Source organism: Microcoleus pseudofavosus SVA1_A4, assembly GCF_036700565.1.
Taxonomy (GTDB): Bacteria; Cyanobacteriota; Cyanobacteriia; order Cyanobacteriales; family Microcoleaceae; genus Microcoleus.
This window is the reverse complement of the sequence record NZ_JAUBPE010000072.1, coordinates 1-15,139: the sequence shown is the minus strand read 5'-3', so window position 1 is coordinate 15,139 and position 15,139 is coordinate 1. Positions and strand designations below refer to the sequence as shown.

Annotated in this window: 11 protein-coding genes and 1 riboswitch; of the genes, 6 read left to right on the top strand and 5 right to left on the bottom strand. The window is 47.7% G+C overall.

The features are described 5' to 3' along the window. Nucleotides 1-42 precede the first annotated feature (42 nt). The 3 genes from QUA02_RS25460 to ntrB all read right to left on the bottom strand — a co-directional run bounded on the left by QUA02_RS25460 (nt 43) and on the right by ntrB (nt 3,440). A complete protein-coding gene (locus QUA02_RS25460; RefSeq protein ID WP_333031842.1) occupies nt 43-882 on the bottom strand; it encodes an ABC transporter ATP-binding protein in 840 nt (279 codons plus the stop codon). Between the two features lie 151 nt (nt 883-1,033). Continuing rightward, a complete protein-coding gene (locus QUA02_RS25455) occupies nt 1,034-2,461 on the bottom strand; it encodes an ABC transporter substrate-binding protein (RefSeq protein ID WP_333031841.1) in 1,428 nt (475 codons plus the stop codon). A gap of 130 nt (nt 2,462-2,591) precedes the next feature. Continuing rightward, complete coding sequence (gene ntrB / locus QUA02_RS25450; protein WP_333031839.1) at nt 2,592-3,440, bottom strand: nitrate ABC transporter permease; 849 nt, start codon at nt 3,438-3,440, stop codon at nt 2,592-2,594. A gap of 101 nt (nt 3,441-3,541) precedes the next feature. Then, a riboswitch (cyclic di-AMP (ydaO/yuaA leader) is annotated at nt 3,542-3,754 on the bottom strand. A gap of 171 nt (nt 3,755-3,925) precedes the next feature. Here ntrB and QUA02_RS25445 point away from each other — a divergent pair. Next, nucleotides 3,926-5,119 (top strand): sensor histidine kinase, encoded by a 1,194-nt coding sequence (locus QUA02_RS25445; protein ID WP_333031836.1) that lies wholly within the window; start codon nt 3,926-3,928, stop codon nt 5,117-5,119. Nucleotides 5,120-5,289: 170 nt separating this feature from the next. Here QUA02_RS25445 and QUA02_RS25440 read toward each other — a convergent pair whose 3' ends face one another. After that, nucleotides 5,290-6,627: an ArsB/NhaD family transporter gene (locus QUA02_RS25440; RefSeq protein ID WP_333031835.1), complete on the bottom strand. Its 1,338-nt coding sequence runs from the start codon at nt 6,625-6,627 to the stop codon at nt 5,290-5,292. Nucleotides 6,628-6,693: 66 nt separating this feature from the next. Here QUA02_RS25440 and QUA02_RS25435 point away from each other — a divergent pair, with 66 nt between their 5' ends. Next, nucleotides 6,694-8,118: a sensor histidine kinase gene (locus tag QUA02_RS25435; protein WP_333031832.1), complete on the top strand. Its 1,425-nt coding sequence runs from the start codon at nt 6,694-6,696 to the stop codon at nt 8,116-8,118. A 30-nt stretch (nt 8,119-8,148) separates the two neighbouring features. Next, the gene (locus QUA02_RS25430) at nt 8,149-10,296 is read left to right on the top strand and encodes a VWA domain-containing protein (protein ID WP_333031831.1); all 2,148 of its coding nucleotides are present in this window, start codon (nt 8,149-8,151) and stop codon (nt 10,294-10,296) included. 62 nt (nt 10,297-10,358) lie between these two features. Here QUA02_RS25430 and QUA02_RS25425 read toward each other — a convergent pair whose 3' ends face one another. Beyond that, nucleotides 10,359-10,682: a PEP-CTERM sorting domain-containing protein gene (locus QUA02_RS25425; protein WP_333031829.1), complete on the bottom strand. Its 324-nt coding sequence runs from the start codon at nt 10,680-10,682 to the stop codon at nt 10,359-10,361. 525 nt (nt 10,683-11,207) lie between these two features. On the opposite strand from QUA02_RS25425, the gene QUA02_RS25420 reads away from it, so the two are divergent. The 3 genes from QUA02_RS25420 to prfB all read left to right on the top strand — a co-directional run bounded on the left by QUA02_RS25420 (nt 11,208) and on the right by prfB (nt 14,888). Continuing rightward, nucleotides 11,208-11,936, top strand: coding sequence for a Bax inhibitor-1/YccA family protein (locus QUA02_RS25420; RefSeq protein ID WP_333031828.1), 729 nt, complete (start codon nt 11,208-11,210; stop codon nt 11,934-11,936). A gap of 136 nt (nt 11,937-12,072) precedes the next feature. Next, on the top strand, nt 12,073-13,656 hold the full coding sequence (locus tag QUA02_RS25415; protein WP_333031825.1) for a radical SAM protein: 1,584 nt from the start codon (nt 12,073-12,075) through the stop codon (nt 13,654-13,656). 118 nt (nt 13,657-13,774) lie between these two features. After that, nucleotides 13,775-14,888, top strand: a protein-coding gene (prfB, locus tag QUA02_RS25410; RefSeq protein WP_333031824.1) for a peptide chain release factor 2 whose coding sequence is annotated in 2 segments (ribosomal slippage) — nt 13,775-13,846 and nt 13,848-14,888 — 1,113 coding nt in all. Because the reading frame shifts where the segments join, the coding sequence is not laid out codon by codon here. Nucleotides 14,889-15,139 lie beyond the last annotated feature (251 nt).

The following is a 15,139-nucleotide window of genomic DNA, read 5'->3' as shown; positions in this document are numbered from 1 at the left end:
TTGACCTCTCTTAAGTAAATTGTTTTGTCTGTCCGTCGGGCGTTATTCGTCTTGGGTAAAGTAGCGATCGAGAAAATTCAAAGCATAGTTGCGCAGTTCGTAATAATCCTGAGATTCCCGCAACTCCTGGCGATCGCGCGGGTGTGCAAACGGCACTGACAAAATCTCCCCTATTGTCGCCGCCGGGCCGTTTGTCATCAGCACAATGCGATCGGACATATAGATAGCTTCATCCACATCGTGAGTAATCATCATTGCAGCTTGTCTGTGATTTTCCCAGATATCCAGCACCTGTTTCTGCAACTTGCCGCGAGTCAGAGCATCCAGCGCTCCAAACGGTTCGTCCATTAATAACATTTTCGGTCGAATCGCCAAAGCTCGCGCAATCCCAACCCGCTGTTTCATGCCTCCTGAAATTTCGTCTGGATATTTATCGGCTGCTGCTGTTAAGTTTACCATTGCTAGGTGTTCGTTGACAAGACTAATCTTCTCGGAACGGCTGAGACTTTGCAAAACTTCATCAACTGCCAGCCGAATATTTTCCCGCACCGTCAGCCAAGGCAGCAATCCGTAGTGCTGAAATACCATCATGCGATCGGCTCCCGGTTTGCGAATTTCTTTTCCTTCCAGTGTCACTATTCCTCCGCTCTGTTTTTCCAAACCTGCCACTATTTTCAGCAGCGTTGATTTGCCGCAACCCGAGTGACCGATTACCGAAATAAATTCGTTTTCTCCAATACTTAAGTTGATATTTTCCAAGACCTTAAATTCGCTACCATCAGCATTTTTATACGACTTGAACAACTTGTCAATTTCCAGAAATAGACGATCGCTATTGACGGAACTTTTGGTACTGGTAGAAGTAGAAGTGTATTGACTCACGGTATTCTCCTAAAAAGTAGTAATATCAATTCCGGTTACACCGGAATGACTGTTGACTGTTGACTGTTGACTCGGGGTCGAAAAACTGAATAGCGCACTGTGCACCCTACTTGGGATGCTCCCTTAGCTTCTGCGTTCAGGAATGTAGAAATTAAGACTGAAAAAAAGACTGAGGGCGGTTGGCTCGAATTTCAAAACTATTCAAATAACCCACCGGATCGCTAGGATCGAATGCCTTTTTATCAATGAAAACTTCCGCAGGTTCCACTTTGTAATCCTCCTGGGGACAACCGATCGCCATTTCGGCAACAATCTTGCGGTAAAGGTCGGTTCTCCAAGCTTTTTTAGCTAATTCCTCAGCATTTTTGGGAACTTCTTTAATCTGTCCCCAGCGAGCGGCTTGAGTCATCAACCACAGACTCTGAGACTGCCACATAAATGTTGAATGATTTCCCGGTATTTGAGGCAAATTCTTAGGAATGTCATAGAAAATAGTTGTATCTTCCGATTGTATAGTGCGATCTTTTCCGTCAAACCCTCCATAATTGTATTCGCCAACTATTCCCGGCCGCGTAAATTTGTCGATCGCCCCTTTTTTCGGTTTCGCCCCCGTAAACGATCGCTCAGTCAGCAGCGCCGCTATTTCATTGCGATTTTCCGGCTTGCTGCAATACTGACAAGCTTCCACCATTGCCTTAACAAGCGAGTAATAAGTCTTCGGATTTTCCTCAATGAATGATTGCATTACTCCCAAAAGGCGATCGGGATGTCCCAGCCAAACTTCCTTGCCTTGCACGAAGGTAAAACCCACTCCCAAATTGCCTTGAATTGCCCGCGTATTCCAAGGTTCGGCCACCATGTAAGCCTGCATGGCGCCAATCCTGATATTAGTTACCATCTGCGGCGGCGGCACAATAATTACCCGAAATTCTTTGAACGGATCGACACCGGCAGCCGCCGATATGTAGCGGACAAAGTATTCGTAAATCGCAGAACTCAGAACCACTGCCCAAACTCTTTTTTCCGACGGCTGACTATCAAAAAAGGCTCGAAATTGTTTGCCAAATTCTTCCAAATTGCCGTTGTATTCGTGCCACGGGCGTAAACCGAAATCCCACATAGCTTTGTTCATGGTCATGGCGTTGCCGTGGCGGTGAATTGTCATTGCCGCGCACAGGGGTGCGTGCCGCGCTCCTTCGGCGCCAATTCGGGCGTTTGTGACGGCGCCGGATACGACTGGGGAGGCGTCGAGGCGGCCGAAGATTACGCCGTCGCGGGAGGTTGCCCAGCTTGCTTCGCGGTTGAGTTTGACGTTTAAACCGTATTTGCGGAAAAAGCCTTTTTTCCAGGCGATCGCAAATGGTGCACAATCGTTAACCGGCACGTATCCTACGGTTAAATTTGGTTTTTCTAAGGTTCGGGAATCGACGACCGGCTTTACCGCTTCGGCTTCTTCAGTGAGTCCTTTTGCCGATCGATCCGCGCTAATTCCACAACCAGATAAAGCCATTCCCGCCGCCGAGCCCATTGCTTGCAAAAACTCTCGGCGCTTCCATTCATTGGAAAACTTGTCACTCATATTTAATTTGACTAATGACTGTTAACTGTTGACTGTTGACTGTTGACTGTTAACTGTTGACTGTTGACTGTTGACAACTGACAACTGACAACTGACAACTGACAACTGACAACTGCCAACTAACTAATGATTAATGATTAATGACCGATCGATGCGTGACCAATTCCTGAACTTTGTCAACAGCAGCGTCGAGCAACAATCCAGTTAAGCCAATTACAAACACCGCTAAAAATACCGAACTCAGATTCAAACGGCTCCACTCATCCCACACAAAAAAGCCTATTCCTACACCGCCTGTGAGCATTTCCACCGCCACAATCACCAGCCAAGCAATCCCCAAACTAATCCGCAAACCTGTAAAAATGTATGGCAAACTCGCCGGCCAAATTATCTTGGTAATCCGCCTCCAGCGCGGCATTTCCAACACTCGCGCCACATCCAGATAATCCTGGGAAACGCTAGAAACTCCCAAAGCTGTGTTGATAATTGTCGGCCACAAAGACGTGATGAATATGACAAAAATTGCCGACGGCTCTGCTAAATTAAAAATCGATAAAGCTATCGGCAGCCAAGCTAGCGGCGACACCGGTTTGAAGATTTGAATCAGCGGATTGAGCGCCATCATTGCCGGTTTCGACATCCCGATCAGAAATCCCACGGGAATTGCAACTGCTGCACCCAGGAAAAATCCCACCAACACCCGTCGCAAACTCGCTAGCAACAGCCAGCCTATGCCTAAATCTCCAGGCCCGCGCTGGTAAAATGGATGCAATATGTAATCTAAATTAGCGATTAATGCCTGATACGGAGTGGGAATCAAATCGCTGTTGAAGCTGGCAACAATCCACCACAAGCCAATAATTCCCAAAAAACCCGCAGCAGGCAACAAAACGGCATCTCGGATGACAACGGGTTTTACACGCTTCCACGCTGCAACTCCTGCAAGTGCGATCGCAGATAAATTAAGCTGTACGAACATTTCAATCTCCTTCAGAGTCAGGGGCGGTACAAGAAATCTTGAACAATACCAACCGGAGACACTGATGAAGCCAAACTATCTATTGAAGACAAGTTGACTCTTCAGTCTCTTCTCAATGCCTGCGAAGTTAGCTGACGGGCTAGGACTGAGAGATGTCCTTCTCCTTAGATTTCAAAATCAAAAATTACACTCAAATTTGGCAATTTTTAACTTTGCTTTATAATTCTGTAGAGATTCGCCCCGAAAATTGGTTCCTCCGCTCCAGCCACACGCTTGGTTCGATCGCGCAGTGCTGGATTAGGCTTGACTTTTTAAGCCAATTTATATTAAGCTAGCACGACCGTATAATTTTGTCAATATGTCTTTAGGAGTAGCTATTTGCGCTCAGCGAAGCTCAAAAGTTGAGATAAAATTCAAAAAATTAATTATTAAACTAACCTAGAGATATAAAATGCGATCGCTCACTTGATTTATATCTAAGAGCCATGATTGATTTTAGCCAAGCGCTACAAGATAAAATTGACATAATTATCCAAAACTGGATCGAAGCTGTTCGCTCCGACGAGCAAATCGAAACCGCCAAGCAACTCACCTACACTTCCGTGCGCGACAGCCTTCCCATCGTACTGCAAGCGATCGTAACTATGCTGTCCCAATCAGAAGAAAGCGACATTGGGACACTCGTAGAAGAAAGTTTAGACCACGGGACTCTCAGGGCAAAACAAGGCTACGAAGCCGAAGAAATTGCGCGGGAATACCGCTTGCTGCGGAGGGTAATTTTCTCGGCTTTAGAGCCAGAATTGCTAAAAGGCTCAGCCGCTGAAGTGAACCGAGCTTACCGCTTAATTGACAGTGCCCTCGACGAAGTAATTGCTGACTGTTTCAAAACCTATACTCAGGAAAGATTGCAAGGACTACAGGATTTGCAAAACCAATTGCAGCTTACAAATCAAGAGCTGATTCGCTTACTTAGCGCCAGTCAAGAAACTCTATCTCACTTAGCTCACGAATTGAAAACCCCCCTCAATTCTATTATTGGTTACTCAGAATTGTTTTTGCGCCAAACAAACAATCCTAGAGTTAAAGATTCTGCTCCCAATTTGGCACATATTGATAAAGTCCTCCGCAACGGCAGACGCTTACTTAGATTAATTAACGATACTCTCGAAATCTCGCGGTACGACGCGGGACGCATAAAATTGCAGCTAACTGCGACAAATGTGCGATCGGCGATCGGCACTGTTGTCGAAATAATCGAGCCTTTGGCTAAAGCAAAAAATTTAGAGATCGCCGTTGAGTGCGATCCGGTTCTCGATCGAGTTATGACAGATTACTTGCGCTTGCAGCAAATTATCACCAACTTGGCGAGCAACGCCATTCGCTACACCCAAGCCGGTACTATTACCATAAAAACCGAATTATTGTCTGACAAACATTGGACTATCTGCATCACCGATACAGGAATTGGCATTGCTTCAGAAGACTGCGATCGGATTTTTACGCCCTATTTTCGAGCCGACAACTCCCTGGCTTCTGGGATTCCTGACCGTACCGGCTTAGGGCTAGCAATTGTCGCTCGATTAGTCAACCTCTTGCAAGGTAAAATCGAATTAGTTTCTGAAGTAGGAGTTGGCTCCTCCTTCACTGTAATTTTCCCCTTAGAATTGGAGGGATTTTAGATGACTGTTGACTGTTGACTGTTGACTGTTGACTGTTAACTGCTGACTGTTAACTAATGACTAATGACCAATAACTAATGCCCAATGCCCAATGCCCAATGCCCAATGCCCAATGCCCAATGCCCAATGCCCAATGCCCAATGCCCAATGACTAATCACTAATGACTTCTTCAAATTAGAAACCGAATCGTTACATAAACAGTCGCACTTATTAATTGCAGCGCCATCACAGGAAGCCCGTAACGCAAAAAAGTTTGAAAAGAAATCCGGCGCCCGTGCAGTTCAGAAATTCCCGCCGCCACTATATTAGAAGAAGCTCCTACCAAAGTGCCATTTCCGCCTAAAGTTGCTCCGTACATCATCGCATAAAACAGCGGCAGCACAGCAGGTGGAAACTGCCCTGCAAAATCCGGCGCCAGCACCTGGGCAGGTGCGAGCCCGACATTGACAACATACTGTTTTAGCAGCGGCACCATAGCCACTACCAGCGGAATATTTGGCACAACGCTCGACATCAAACCCACAAAAAATAACAAAGCTAGGGAACCAACAAAAATATTTTTACCTAAAATTACTGCTAATATTCCAGATATACTGGCGATGACTCCGGTTTTTTCCAAACCGCCAATCAGCACAAAGATAGACATAAAAAATAGCAGCGTGCTCCAATCTAAATCCCGCAAAATATTGTTAACCGAATCAATTTGGGAATGGTGAGCTAAGAGCATTGCCAAAGCAGCCCCCAACAAAGCAACCGATGCCGGTGAAATAGGCACCGGCATCGACTCTCCTATTACAAAAAATGTCAGCACGAAAGCTATAATTAAACCGCCCACTGCTAAGACTCGCGGGTGATTGATTTTTGGGTGCGGCAAGTGTTCCAAATCGTCTAATTCTTTGTGCCAGATTTCGGGGAACAGCCACGGCAGAATAACTACTATCACTCCTACTGCGATCGCCCCGCCCAAACTTAACTTTACCAGGTAATCTGCAAAGCTCATGTTAATAGCATCGCCGACAATGAATGTCGCCGGATCTCCCACGATTGTCAGCAGCCCCGAACTGTTAGCCACAAATACCATTAAAATCAGTAACGGCACAAAATCTACTCCGACTTCTTCTGCCATTGGCGGAATTAATGGGGCTAGCAGCATGACTGTCGTGGCATTGGGCAAAACTGCACAAATTGGCGTAGTAATCGCGACAATGCCCAGCAATAGATTTTTACCTTTGCCTTTAGCCAAAAGCACCATTTGAGTTGCCAAGTAGTCGAATACTTTGGTAGGCTCAAAGGCTCTCACCATTACCATAACGCCGAAGAATAAGCCCAGCGTACCGTGACTGCGACCGATATATTCGATCGCGTCGTTTAACGTCATTACGTGGGTAAAAACCAGAATCAGCGCTCCCAGAAATGCCGCAACTGTTAGGTGTATCCATTCTGTAATTATTAAGAAAACTACACCGATAAATGTTGCCGCAGCCATCGCAGCTTGCACGTTTTCCATTTAGTCCCCTGCAAAAATTAAAAATTAAAAATTAAAAATTATCGGTTTTAGGGATTATACTACTTTATGGCTTTTCTGTCAATAAGTTTAAGTGCTGGTTTTGGTAGCAACAAGCTGGCAACGAGCACTCGACAGAGATCCGGCACGGGGAAAAAATCACCTCAAAACTACTTCTTTTGGCAGGGTCGCGATCGCCCGAAGTTTGGTATGGCGATCGGGCGAGCGCTCAACTACAATGAAGCATGGGCAATATCTGCCAAACTCAACCCCCACGCAGAAATCATGGACTACAGCCAAGTGCTCGCCGAAAAAACCGATACTATCCTCAAAAACTGGATTGAAGCAGTACGCTTGGATCGGAAAATTGAAACCGCTGACAGCTTACCGCAGTCAGCGATCGAAAATCACATACCTTACCTGCTGGAGGCGATGGCCACAGTGCTTTCCCAACATCAAACCAGCGAAATAAAACTAATAATTGAAGCCAGTTTAGATCACGGATTTCTCAGAGCCGAACAAGGCTACGACGCAGCAGAACTAGCCCGGGAATACCATTTATTGCGTCAAGTAATATTCTCCCAATTAGAAGCAGAATTGCTAGCCGGAACGGCCGCAGAAGTATTCAGAGCTTTTCGGCTGATAGATGCGGTAGTAGACGAAGCAATTGCCCAGTGTTTCGATAGCTACGTCGCTCAGAGGCTGCGGGAACTTCAACAAATCCAAACTCAGTTACAACTCACAAATCAAGAACTCAATCGCCTCGTCAGCGTCAACCAAGAAAACGTCTACCATTTAGCTCACGAACTAAAAACTCCCCTCAACTCAATTATCGGTTATTCCGAACTGTTTTTGCGCCAAGAAAAATGGCAATCTGAAATCAAAGATACCCTCCCCGGCATCGAACACATCGAGCGAGTATTGCGCAACGGCAGACAGTTGCTGCGCCTGATTAACGACGCACTAGAACTTTCTCGCGCCGACAGCGGAAAAATTAAACTTCACCTGCGGCAAACTAATGTACGATCTGTAATTAACACCGTAGTAGAAATGATGCAGCCAATGGCTGATGCTAAAGGATTAAAGCTCGCTGTTAACAGCGACTGCGCCCCAAAACAAGTAATCGCCGACAGACAGCGGCTGCAACAAATTGTGACCAACCTGCTGAGCAATGCCATTCGCTATACAGAATCCGGTACCATCGAATTAAGTTGCCACCACGCTGGAGAAGCAAATTGGGCGATCGCAATTACAGATACCGGCATTGGCATCGCCCCCAAAGATACAAACCGCATCTTTGACCCCTTCTTTCAAGCAGGAGAAGCCGGCCAACAGCACTTTCCCTCCGAAAGCACCGGGCTGGGATTAGCAATAGTATCGCGGCTCGTCACGCTGCTGCAAGGCAAAATCGAGTTAGTATCAGAAATAGGAGTCGGCTCAACTTTTACCGTGATTCTGCCGCAAGAAGTTAAAATACTCCAAGAAGTAAGCTAAACATTAAGTTCAAATTTTAACGAAAATCCTATGCCCGCAGCCAACATTAGCCCTTCCACCACAGCCTTTCCCCTCACAGCCGTAGTCGGGCAAGAAGCAATCAAATTAGCCCTGCTGTTAGCAGCAGTCGATCCCGGATTGGGAGGAGTTGCGATCGCAGGCCGCCGCGGCACAGCCAAATCAGTTATGGCCCGCGCCTTGCACTCCTTACTGCCACCAATTGAAATTGTTAAAGACTCTTTTTGCAACGCCGAACCTGATGAAAATATTGCCGAACAGGCATCTTCTCTATTTGAAAAAAGCGGGCAAGAGGTCCGCACCACCGATACTAATTCCCCAAATACAGAAATAATTCCCACACCGTTCATTCAAATTCCTTTGGGTGTCACCGAAGACAGACTCTTAGGTTCAGTCGATGTCGAACAATCAGTAAAATTCGGCGAAACCGTATTTCAACCAGGACTCTTGGCCCAAGCAAATCGAGGCGTACTTTATGTAGACGAAATTAACCTCCTCGATGACAATATTTCCAACCAATTGCTAACAGTATTAACCGAAGGACGCAACCAAATAGAGCGCGAAGGCATTAGCTTTCAACACCCCTGCAAACCTCTATTCATCGCCACCTACAACCCCGAAGAAGGGCCGCTCAGAGAACATTTGCTCGATCGCATCGCGATCGTACTTTCAGCCGACGCAGCACTCGAACTAGAACAAAGAGTCTATGCAGTAGAACAAGCTTTATCCTACTCCAGCTCCCCCCAAGAATTTTTGAATCAATACACCGAAGACACCGACAACCTCAAAACCCAAATCATCCTAGCCAGAGAATGGCTCAAAGATGTCAGCATTAAACGCGAACAAATTGCCTACCTAGTAGAAGAAGCCATCCGGGGCGCAGTTCAAGGACACCGCGCCGAAATATTCGCAGTCCGCGTCGCCAAAGCTGCCGCCGCCATCGAGGGACGCACAGAAGTTAACGCCGAAGACTTGCGCCGCGCCGTAGAATTAGTCATCGTACCCCGCGCCACCATCGTCCAATCCCCCCCAGACGAAAACTCTGCTCCTCCCCCCCCGCCGCCGCCACCCCAAAAGCAGTCAGAACAAGAACAAGACGAACCAGAAAACGAGCAAGAAGACGAAGAAAACCAAGAGGATGAAGACAACCCGGAACCTGAAGAAGAACCAGAAAAAGATACCATTCCCGAAGAATTTCTCTTCGACCCCGAAGGCGTAATTCTCGACCCCAGCGTGCTTTTCTTCGCCCAAGCCGCCAACCGCCAAGGCAAATCGGGCAGCCGCAGCACCATTTTCTCGGAAGATAGAGGCCGTTACGTCAAGCCAGTATTGCCCAAAGGCCCCGTCCGCCGCATCGCCGTTGACGCCACCCTCAGAGCCGCCGCACCCTACCAAAAGGCCCGCCGCGACAGGAATTCTCACCCCCCCCAACCCCCTCTTGCTAAGGGGGGGCAACAGGCAAGTCAACCCCCCCTTAGCAAGGGGGGGCAAGGGGGGGTTGAGCGCCGTGTATTTGTGGAACAGGGAGACATTCGGGCGAAGCGCTTGGCCAGAAAAGCTGGAGCTTTAGTCGTATTTGTCGTCGATGCCTCCGGTTCGATGGCCCTCAACCGGATGCAGTCGGCGAAAGGTGCAGTCATGCAGCTACTCACGGAAGCTTATCAAAGCCGCGACCAAGTTGCTCTGATTCCCTTTCGCGGAGAACAAGCAGAAGTGCTGCTACCGCCCACGCGCTCGATAGCTTTGGCCCGCAAGCGTTTGGAAACACTCCCCTGCGGAGGCGGTTCCCCCCTGGCCCACGGTTTGACTCAAGCCGTGCGCGTGGGAGTCAACGCGCGGCAGTCTGGAGATATCGGTCAAGTGGCGATTGTCGCAATTACCGACGGGCGGGGGAATATTCCTTTGGCTCGTTCTTTGGGGGAACCGATTGTAGATGGAGAAAAGCCGGATATTAAGAAGGAATTGTTAGAAATTGCTGCCAAAATTCGCGGGTTGGGAATGCAGTTGCTGGTGATTGATACCGAGAGCAAGTTTATTTCTACTGGCTTTGCGAAGGAGTTGGCCAAGACTTCTGGCGGGAAATACTATCACTTGCCGAAAGCTACCGAACAGTCGATCGCAGCTATGACTAAAAATGCTCTGCGCGATGCGATCGGCTAAAATCCTGATACCCGTATTTATCTGCGGTTAAAAATCCCAAAATTAGACTTTTCGCGAAAAGTCTAATTTTTCAATCGACCCCGGCGAGTCACCGCCAGCGAACCCGCAACTAAACCCAACCCTACCACCGTCGAAGGCTCAGGAATTCTCACGGGCCGAGGCACCGGCGTTACGGTTCCCGGGCTAGGGCTTGGAGAAGTTGTACCGTCGCGGAGTTGACTGATTTGAGCCAGCAACAAATTTTCTGAACCCTGCCCTGAAGCAGCGGTAGAAACGGCTTGGACATTAGCTGCAACGGCAGCTTGACCGCCGGAAATCACAGCGGCGGCGGCCAATAAAATTCCGGCGGCAGTTGGCAATAATTTGCTAGGAAAAAAGGTGGGCATTGGACATTACCTATTTAGCATTTTGTCGATCGAACTCGATCTCTCGATCGTTAATTTTTTGGGCCTTCCCTGTCTGAGCTACCTTAGCAACTAACCCAAGCGATTTGAGATTTTAGATGATTGCAGTTTCCCGTCCCTAGTTTCAACTCGCGTCGCAAATCAAAAACCTAAAATCAACTGCGGCCCCTACCTCTAGCATAGAGTCCTCAGTCCCAAATCGTAAATCCCAAATCCAAAATTGATTGACTTCAGCTATCTGCGATTCCATCCACTCTCAGCTTGCCCCTCCCGCAGATAGCGCCGGCCCTTGAACCTCAATGATAGCTCTGCAGCGACGCGCAACGGTGCGAGAGGGCAACACGGCACAGACTTGTACGCAGTCGATTATAAACAATCGATCCCTGCTTTGGAGTGATTTCACCCCCGTTCTTTATCAAATCTTTAAACTCTTTCAGGTTTTGCAAACAAACTGTAAAGCTGTCAAAATATAGATAGCAATTCTCAGCCAAAATTAGGTAAATCCTCGTGAGTAACACAAGCAATTTTCGCGAAGCCGTGCGCGAGGCCAAAAACCAAGCGCTAGTAGGGCCCAACGTCATCGCCAACGCTCTCCCCTTCGTGGGCGGCGGACTCGTCTTAACTGCGGTAGGCGCCTACGGCGGCCTCGGAGTGATCCGCAACTACCCGGCAATCTTCTTTCCCACCTTCATCGCCGCGATCGTCGTAGAATTAATTCTGTTCTTCGTCGCCCGCGGTGCCGCCGAACAAGGCAACAAAAATACCGCTTTGCCCCTGCTGGCAACCTACAGCCTGCTTTCCGGCTACACCCTCAGCGGATTGGTATTTACAGCCCTCAGAACCCAAGGCGTCGGCATCTCCGGGATCGGTTTTGCAGCACTCGGCTGCGGCATTACCTTTATCGCCGCCCGCCAAATTGGCTCCAACTTGTCCGAAACAGACGGCATGGCCCTCACCAAAACTATCAGTTTAGGTGTCATTGCTTTGTTAGTCGTCGTTGGCGGTCAATTTCTGCTCTCACTATTTGGCATCTACACCCCAACCTGGTTGGAAATTGGCATTTCCGGCATCGGCGTATTTCTGTTCGCCGGCGCTGCGATCGTCGATTTTTACATATTACCCCGCAGCTACCGCGACGACCAGTATTTGCCCGCTGCTCTGTCGATGTACTTGACCTACATCAACTTGTTCATCTTTATTCTGCGCCTGCTGATTGCTATCAACAGCCGCGATTAATAATTGAAACTTTAGCTTAAAAAAAAACCGCGGCTCGATCGAGCCGCAGTTTTTTTTTATTATTAAGTTTAGGAACTAAGATAGCGCTCGTGGCGTCTGCTTTCAGAATTAATAAAAAATCCATAGGAGAACACTCTTGTACTTAAAATATAAAGATATCAGGATAGTCAGCGTAGAAATTACCTCCAGGTGCAATGCAGCTTGCCCCCAGTGTCCCCGCACCGGCAACCCGATTTTGCCGGGGGCGGAATTAAAGATGGAGGATATTGAGAGAATTTTCCCAAAAGATTTTTGCTCTCAGTTGGATTTGGTTTATATGTGCGGCAACTACGGCGATGCTATGACTAGCAATACCACAATTCCGGCGATCGAGTATTTGCACCGCATGGGAGTTCCTCATATCAGCCTGTACACCAACGGTAGCGGACGCAATCCAGACTGGTGGCAAGCCCTGGCAAAGGCGATGACAGGAGAACACGATCGCGTAATTTTTAGTATCGACGGGTTGGCAGATACTAACAGCATCTACCGCCAAAATACCAACTGGGACAGGATAATGCAGTCGGTTAATGCCTTTATCCAAGCAGGCGGAAAAGCTGTATGGCACTACTTGATATTTGAACACAACCAGCACCAAGTAGAAGCAGCACGCGATTTAGCCCAACAATTAGGATTTGTCGAGTTTGTACCGAAAGCTACTTCTCGTTTTGCGGCGAAAGAGATTTATGACAAAGAGTCCGCCAATCAACAGCCTCAGAAGGCAGAAAACTCTCAGATAGAGGCTAAGAGCGATCGCCCAAACCAACCAGCAACAGCTAATGTAGCAGCCCCTCAGCATCAAGAACAGGCCGCGCTTCAGTTCCACCGACAAGCTGAGGAATGCTTGAAACAAGGGCAACTGTCAGATGCGATCGCAGCCAGCCAAAAAGCCCTGAAAATTCAACCTAATTTTGCAGCAGCCTGGAAAACTTTAGGCAACGCTGTTCAAGGTTTGGGGAAGATGCAAGCAGCAGCAGATTGTTACGCAAATGCCCTCAAAATTCAGCCTAATTTTCCTGAAGTTTATGCTAATGTCGGCAGTCTTTATGCTCAACAGCAACAGTGGCAGCCAGCTAGTGCTTATTACCAAAAGGCGATCGAGCTTAAACCCAATTTTGCAGGAGCTTATCGCAATTTAGCTAAAGTTTTGACGCAGTTGGGGCAACCAGAAAAAGCAAATTATGCTTGGTATCAAGCGATAGCTATCGAAAGTTCTCAAGCACCAGAACCAACTCCTTCTGTTCCATCAAAGTCAGCCAGCGAAGAACTCCAACCCCCATCGTTGGAACAATATAAAAATCCCCAGGGAGACCAATTTATCCAAGCTGTAGAAAATTTTGGTAGCCTAAACAATTACTACCGAAATGTAGAAATTAGCTGTCAAACTCAAGCCACTAAAGAGATTTTCATCAGTTTTGAAGCGGAACTCTGGCCTTGCTGTTGGGTAAGCCATACTAAATACGCTGTTTACAACCACACTTACAGACCGCAAATGCTGGCTTTAATTGAAAAGTACGGAAATGGTTTTAATTCTCTCAGAACTCAATCGGTGAAAGATGCGATCGCCAGAGATTGGTTTCGCGAAGACCTCACAAAAAGTTTTTCATGTTCCAAAAGGTTGGACGTATGCGCTCACGAATGCGGTAAAACTTTCAATTCAACAGGTTCGCAGTATATTTAGAAACATCTGCGTTCATCCGCGTTCATCTGCCGTTAAAAAACGTTCTTAGTATTTGTGCAACAACAAGTCAGCAGCAAGCTAAAATTAATATAACACCCCACAACTAGGAAAACTCACAGTGGAAGTTCTAGACATCAAACACAATATCGAAACTTTGTCCGATCGACTGGGTACAACCCAGGACTATCTTTGACATCCCCGCACTTACAGCCAAAATTCAAGACTTAGAGCAAATCTGCGCCCAGCCAGCATTTTGGGACGACCAAGATCGAGCTCAAGAAACCCTCCAAGAACTTAATGACTTCAAATCTCATTTAGACCAATATCGCGGCTGGCAAACGAGCTTGGAAGACGCTAGAGCTATTTTAGAACTGCTGGAGTTAGAAGCTGACGAGTCCCTGTTCCAAGAAGCCTCATCGAGTCTTTCTCAGTTAACCCGCGAACTCGACCAGTGGGAACTGCAACAATTACTATCGGGGCCCTACGACGAAGGCGGCGCTGTTTTGACGATTAACGCCGGGGCCGGCGGCACAGATGCTCAAGATTGGGCCGAAATGCTGCTGCGGATGTACACCCGCTGGGGGGAAAGTCAAGGTTACAAAGTACATTTAATGGAAATTTCCGAGGGAGAGGAAGCAGGTGTTAAATCTGCTTCTTTGGAAATTGTCGGCCGCTACGCTTACGGTTATATGCGATCGGAAAAAGGCACTCACCGCTTGGTCAGAATTTCGCCTTTTAATGCTAACGACAAGCGTCAAACCAGTTTTGCGGGCGTGGAAGTGATGCCAGTGCTCGATCGATCCGTACAATTGGATATCCCAGAAAAAGATTTGGAAGTGACTACTTCCCGCGCAGGCGGCAAGGGCGGACAAAACGTTAACAAGGTAGAAACCGCAGTCCGCATCGTTCACCTTCCGACTGGTTTAGCCGTCCGTTGCACCGAAGAACGCAGTCAGTTACAAAATAAGGAAAAAGCTCTCGCACTGCTGAAAGCGCGCCTGTTGGTGATTGCGAAGGAACAGCGGGCTTCGGAAATTGCCGAGATTCGGGGCGACATGGTAGAGGCGGCTTGGGGCCAGCAAATTCGGAATTACGTGTTTCACCCCTATCAAATGGTCAAGGATTTGCGGACTGGAGTGGAAACCACCGCCATCCTAGATGTGATGAATGGCGAATTAGAACCGTTCATTCAAGCTTATCTGCGGCAGGAAAATCAGTTGGTCAGTAGTTAATAGTCAGTAGTCAATAGTCAATAGTCATTGGTCAATAGTCATTGGTCAGTAGTCATTGGTCAGTAGTCAGTAGTCAATAGTCATTGGTCAGTAGTCAATAGTCAGTAGTCAATAGTCATTGGTCAGTAGTCAATAGTCATTGGTCAGTAGTCATTGGTCAGAAGGAACAGGGAACAGGGAACAGGGAACAGGGAACAGAGAAAAATACTCTCCCCCTCCCCCCCTCCCCCCCTCTCCCCCTCTCCCCCTCT

Bases quoted from the DNA above. Each gene is read 5' to 3' on its own strand.
- QUA02_RS25455 (WP_333031841.1), bottom strand. From the start codon at position 2,461: ATGAGTGACAAGTTTTCCAATGAATGGAAGCGCCGAGAGTTTTTGCAA.
- ntrB (WP_333031839.1), bottom strand. From the start codon at position 3,440: ATGTTCGTACAGCTTAATTTATCTGCGATCGCACTTGCAGGAGTTGCA.
- QUA02_RS25445 (WP_333031836.1), top strand. From the start codon at position 3,926: ATGATTGATTTTAGCCAAGCGCTACAAGATAAAATTGACATAATTATC.
- QUA02_RS25440 (WP_333031835.1), bottom strand. From the start codon at position 6,627: ATGGAAAACGTGCAAGCTGCGATGGCTGCGGCAACATTTATCGGTGTA.
- QUA02_RS25435 (WP_333031832.1), top strand. From the start codon at position 6,694: ATGGCTTTTCTGTCAATAAGTTTAAGTGCTGGTTTTGGTAGCAACAAG.
- QUA02_RS25430 (WP_333031831.1), top strand. From the start codon at position 8,149: ATGCCCGCAGCCAACATTAGCCCTTCCACCACAGCCTTTCCCCTCACA.
- QUA02_RS25425 (WP_333031829.1), bottom strand. From the start codon at position 10,682: ATGCCCACCTTTTTTCCTAGCAAATTATTGCCAACTGCCGCCGGAATT.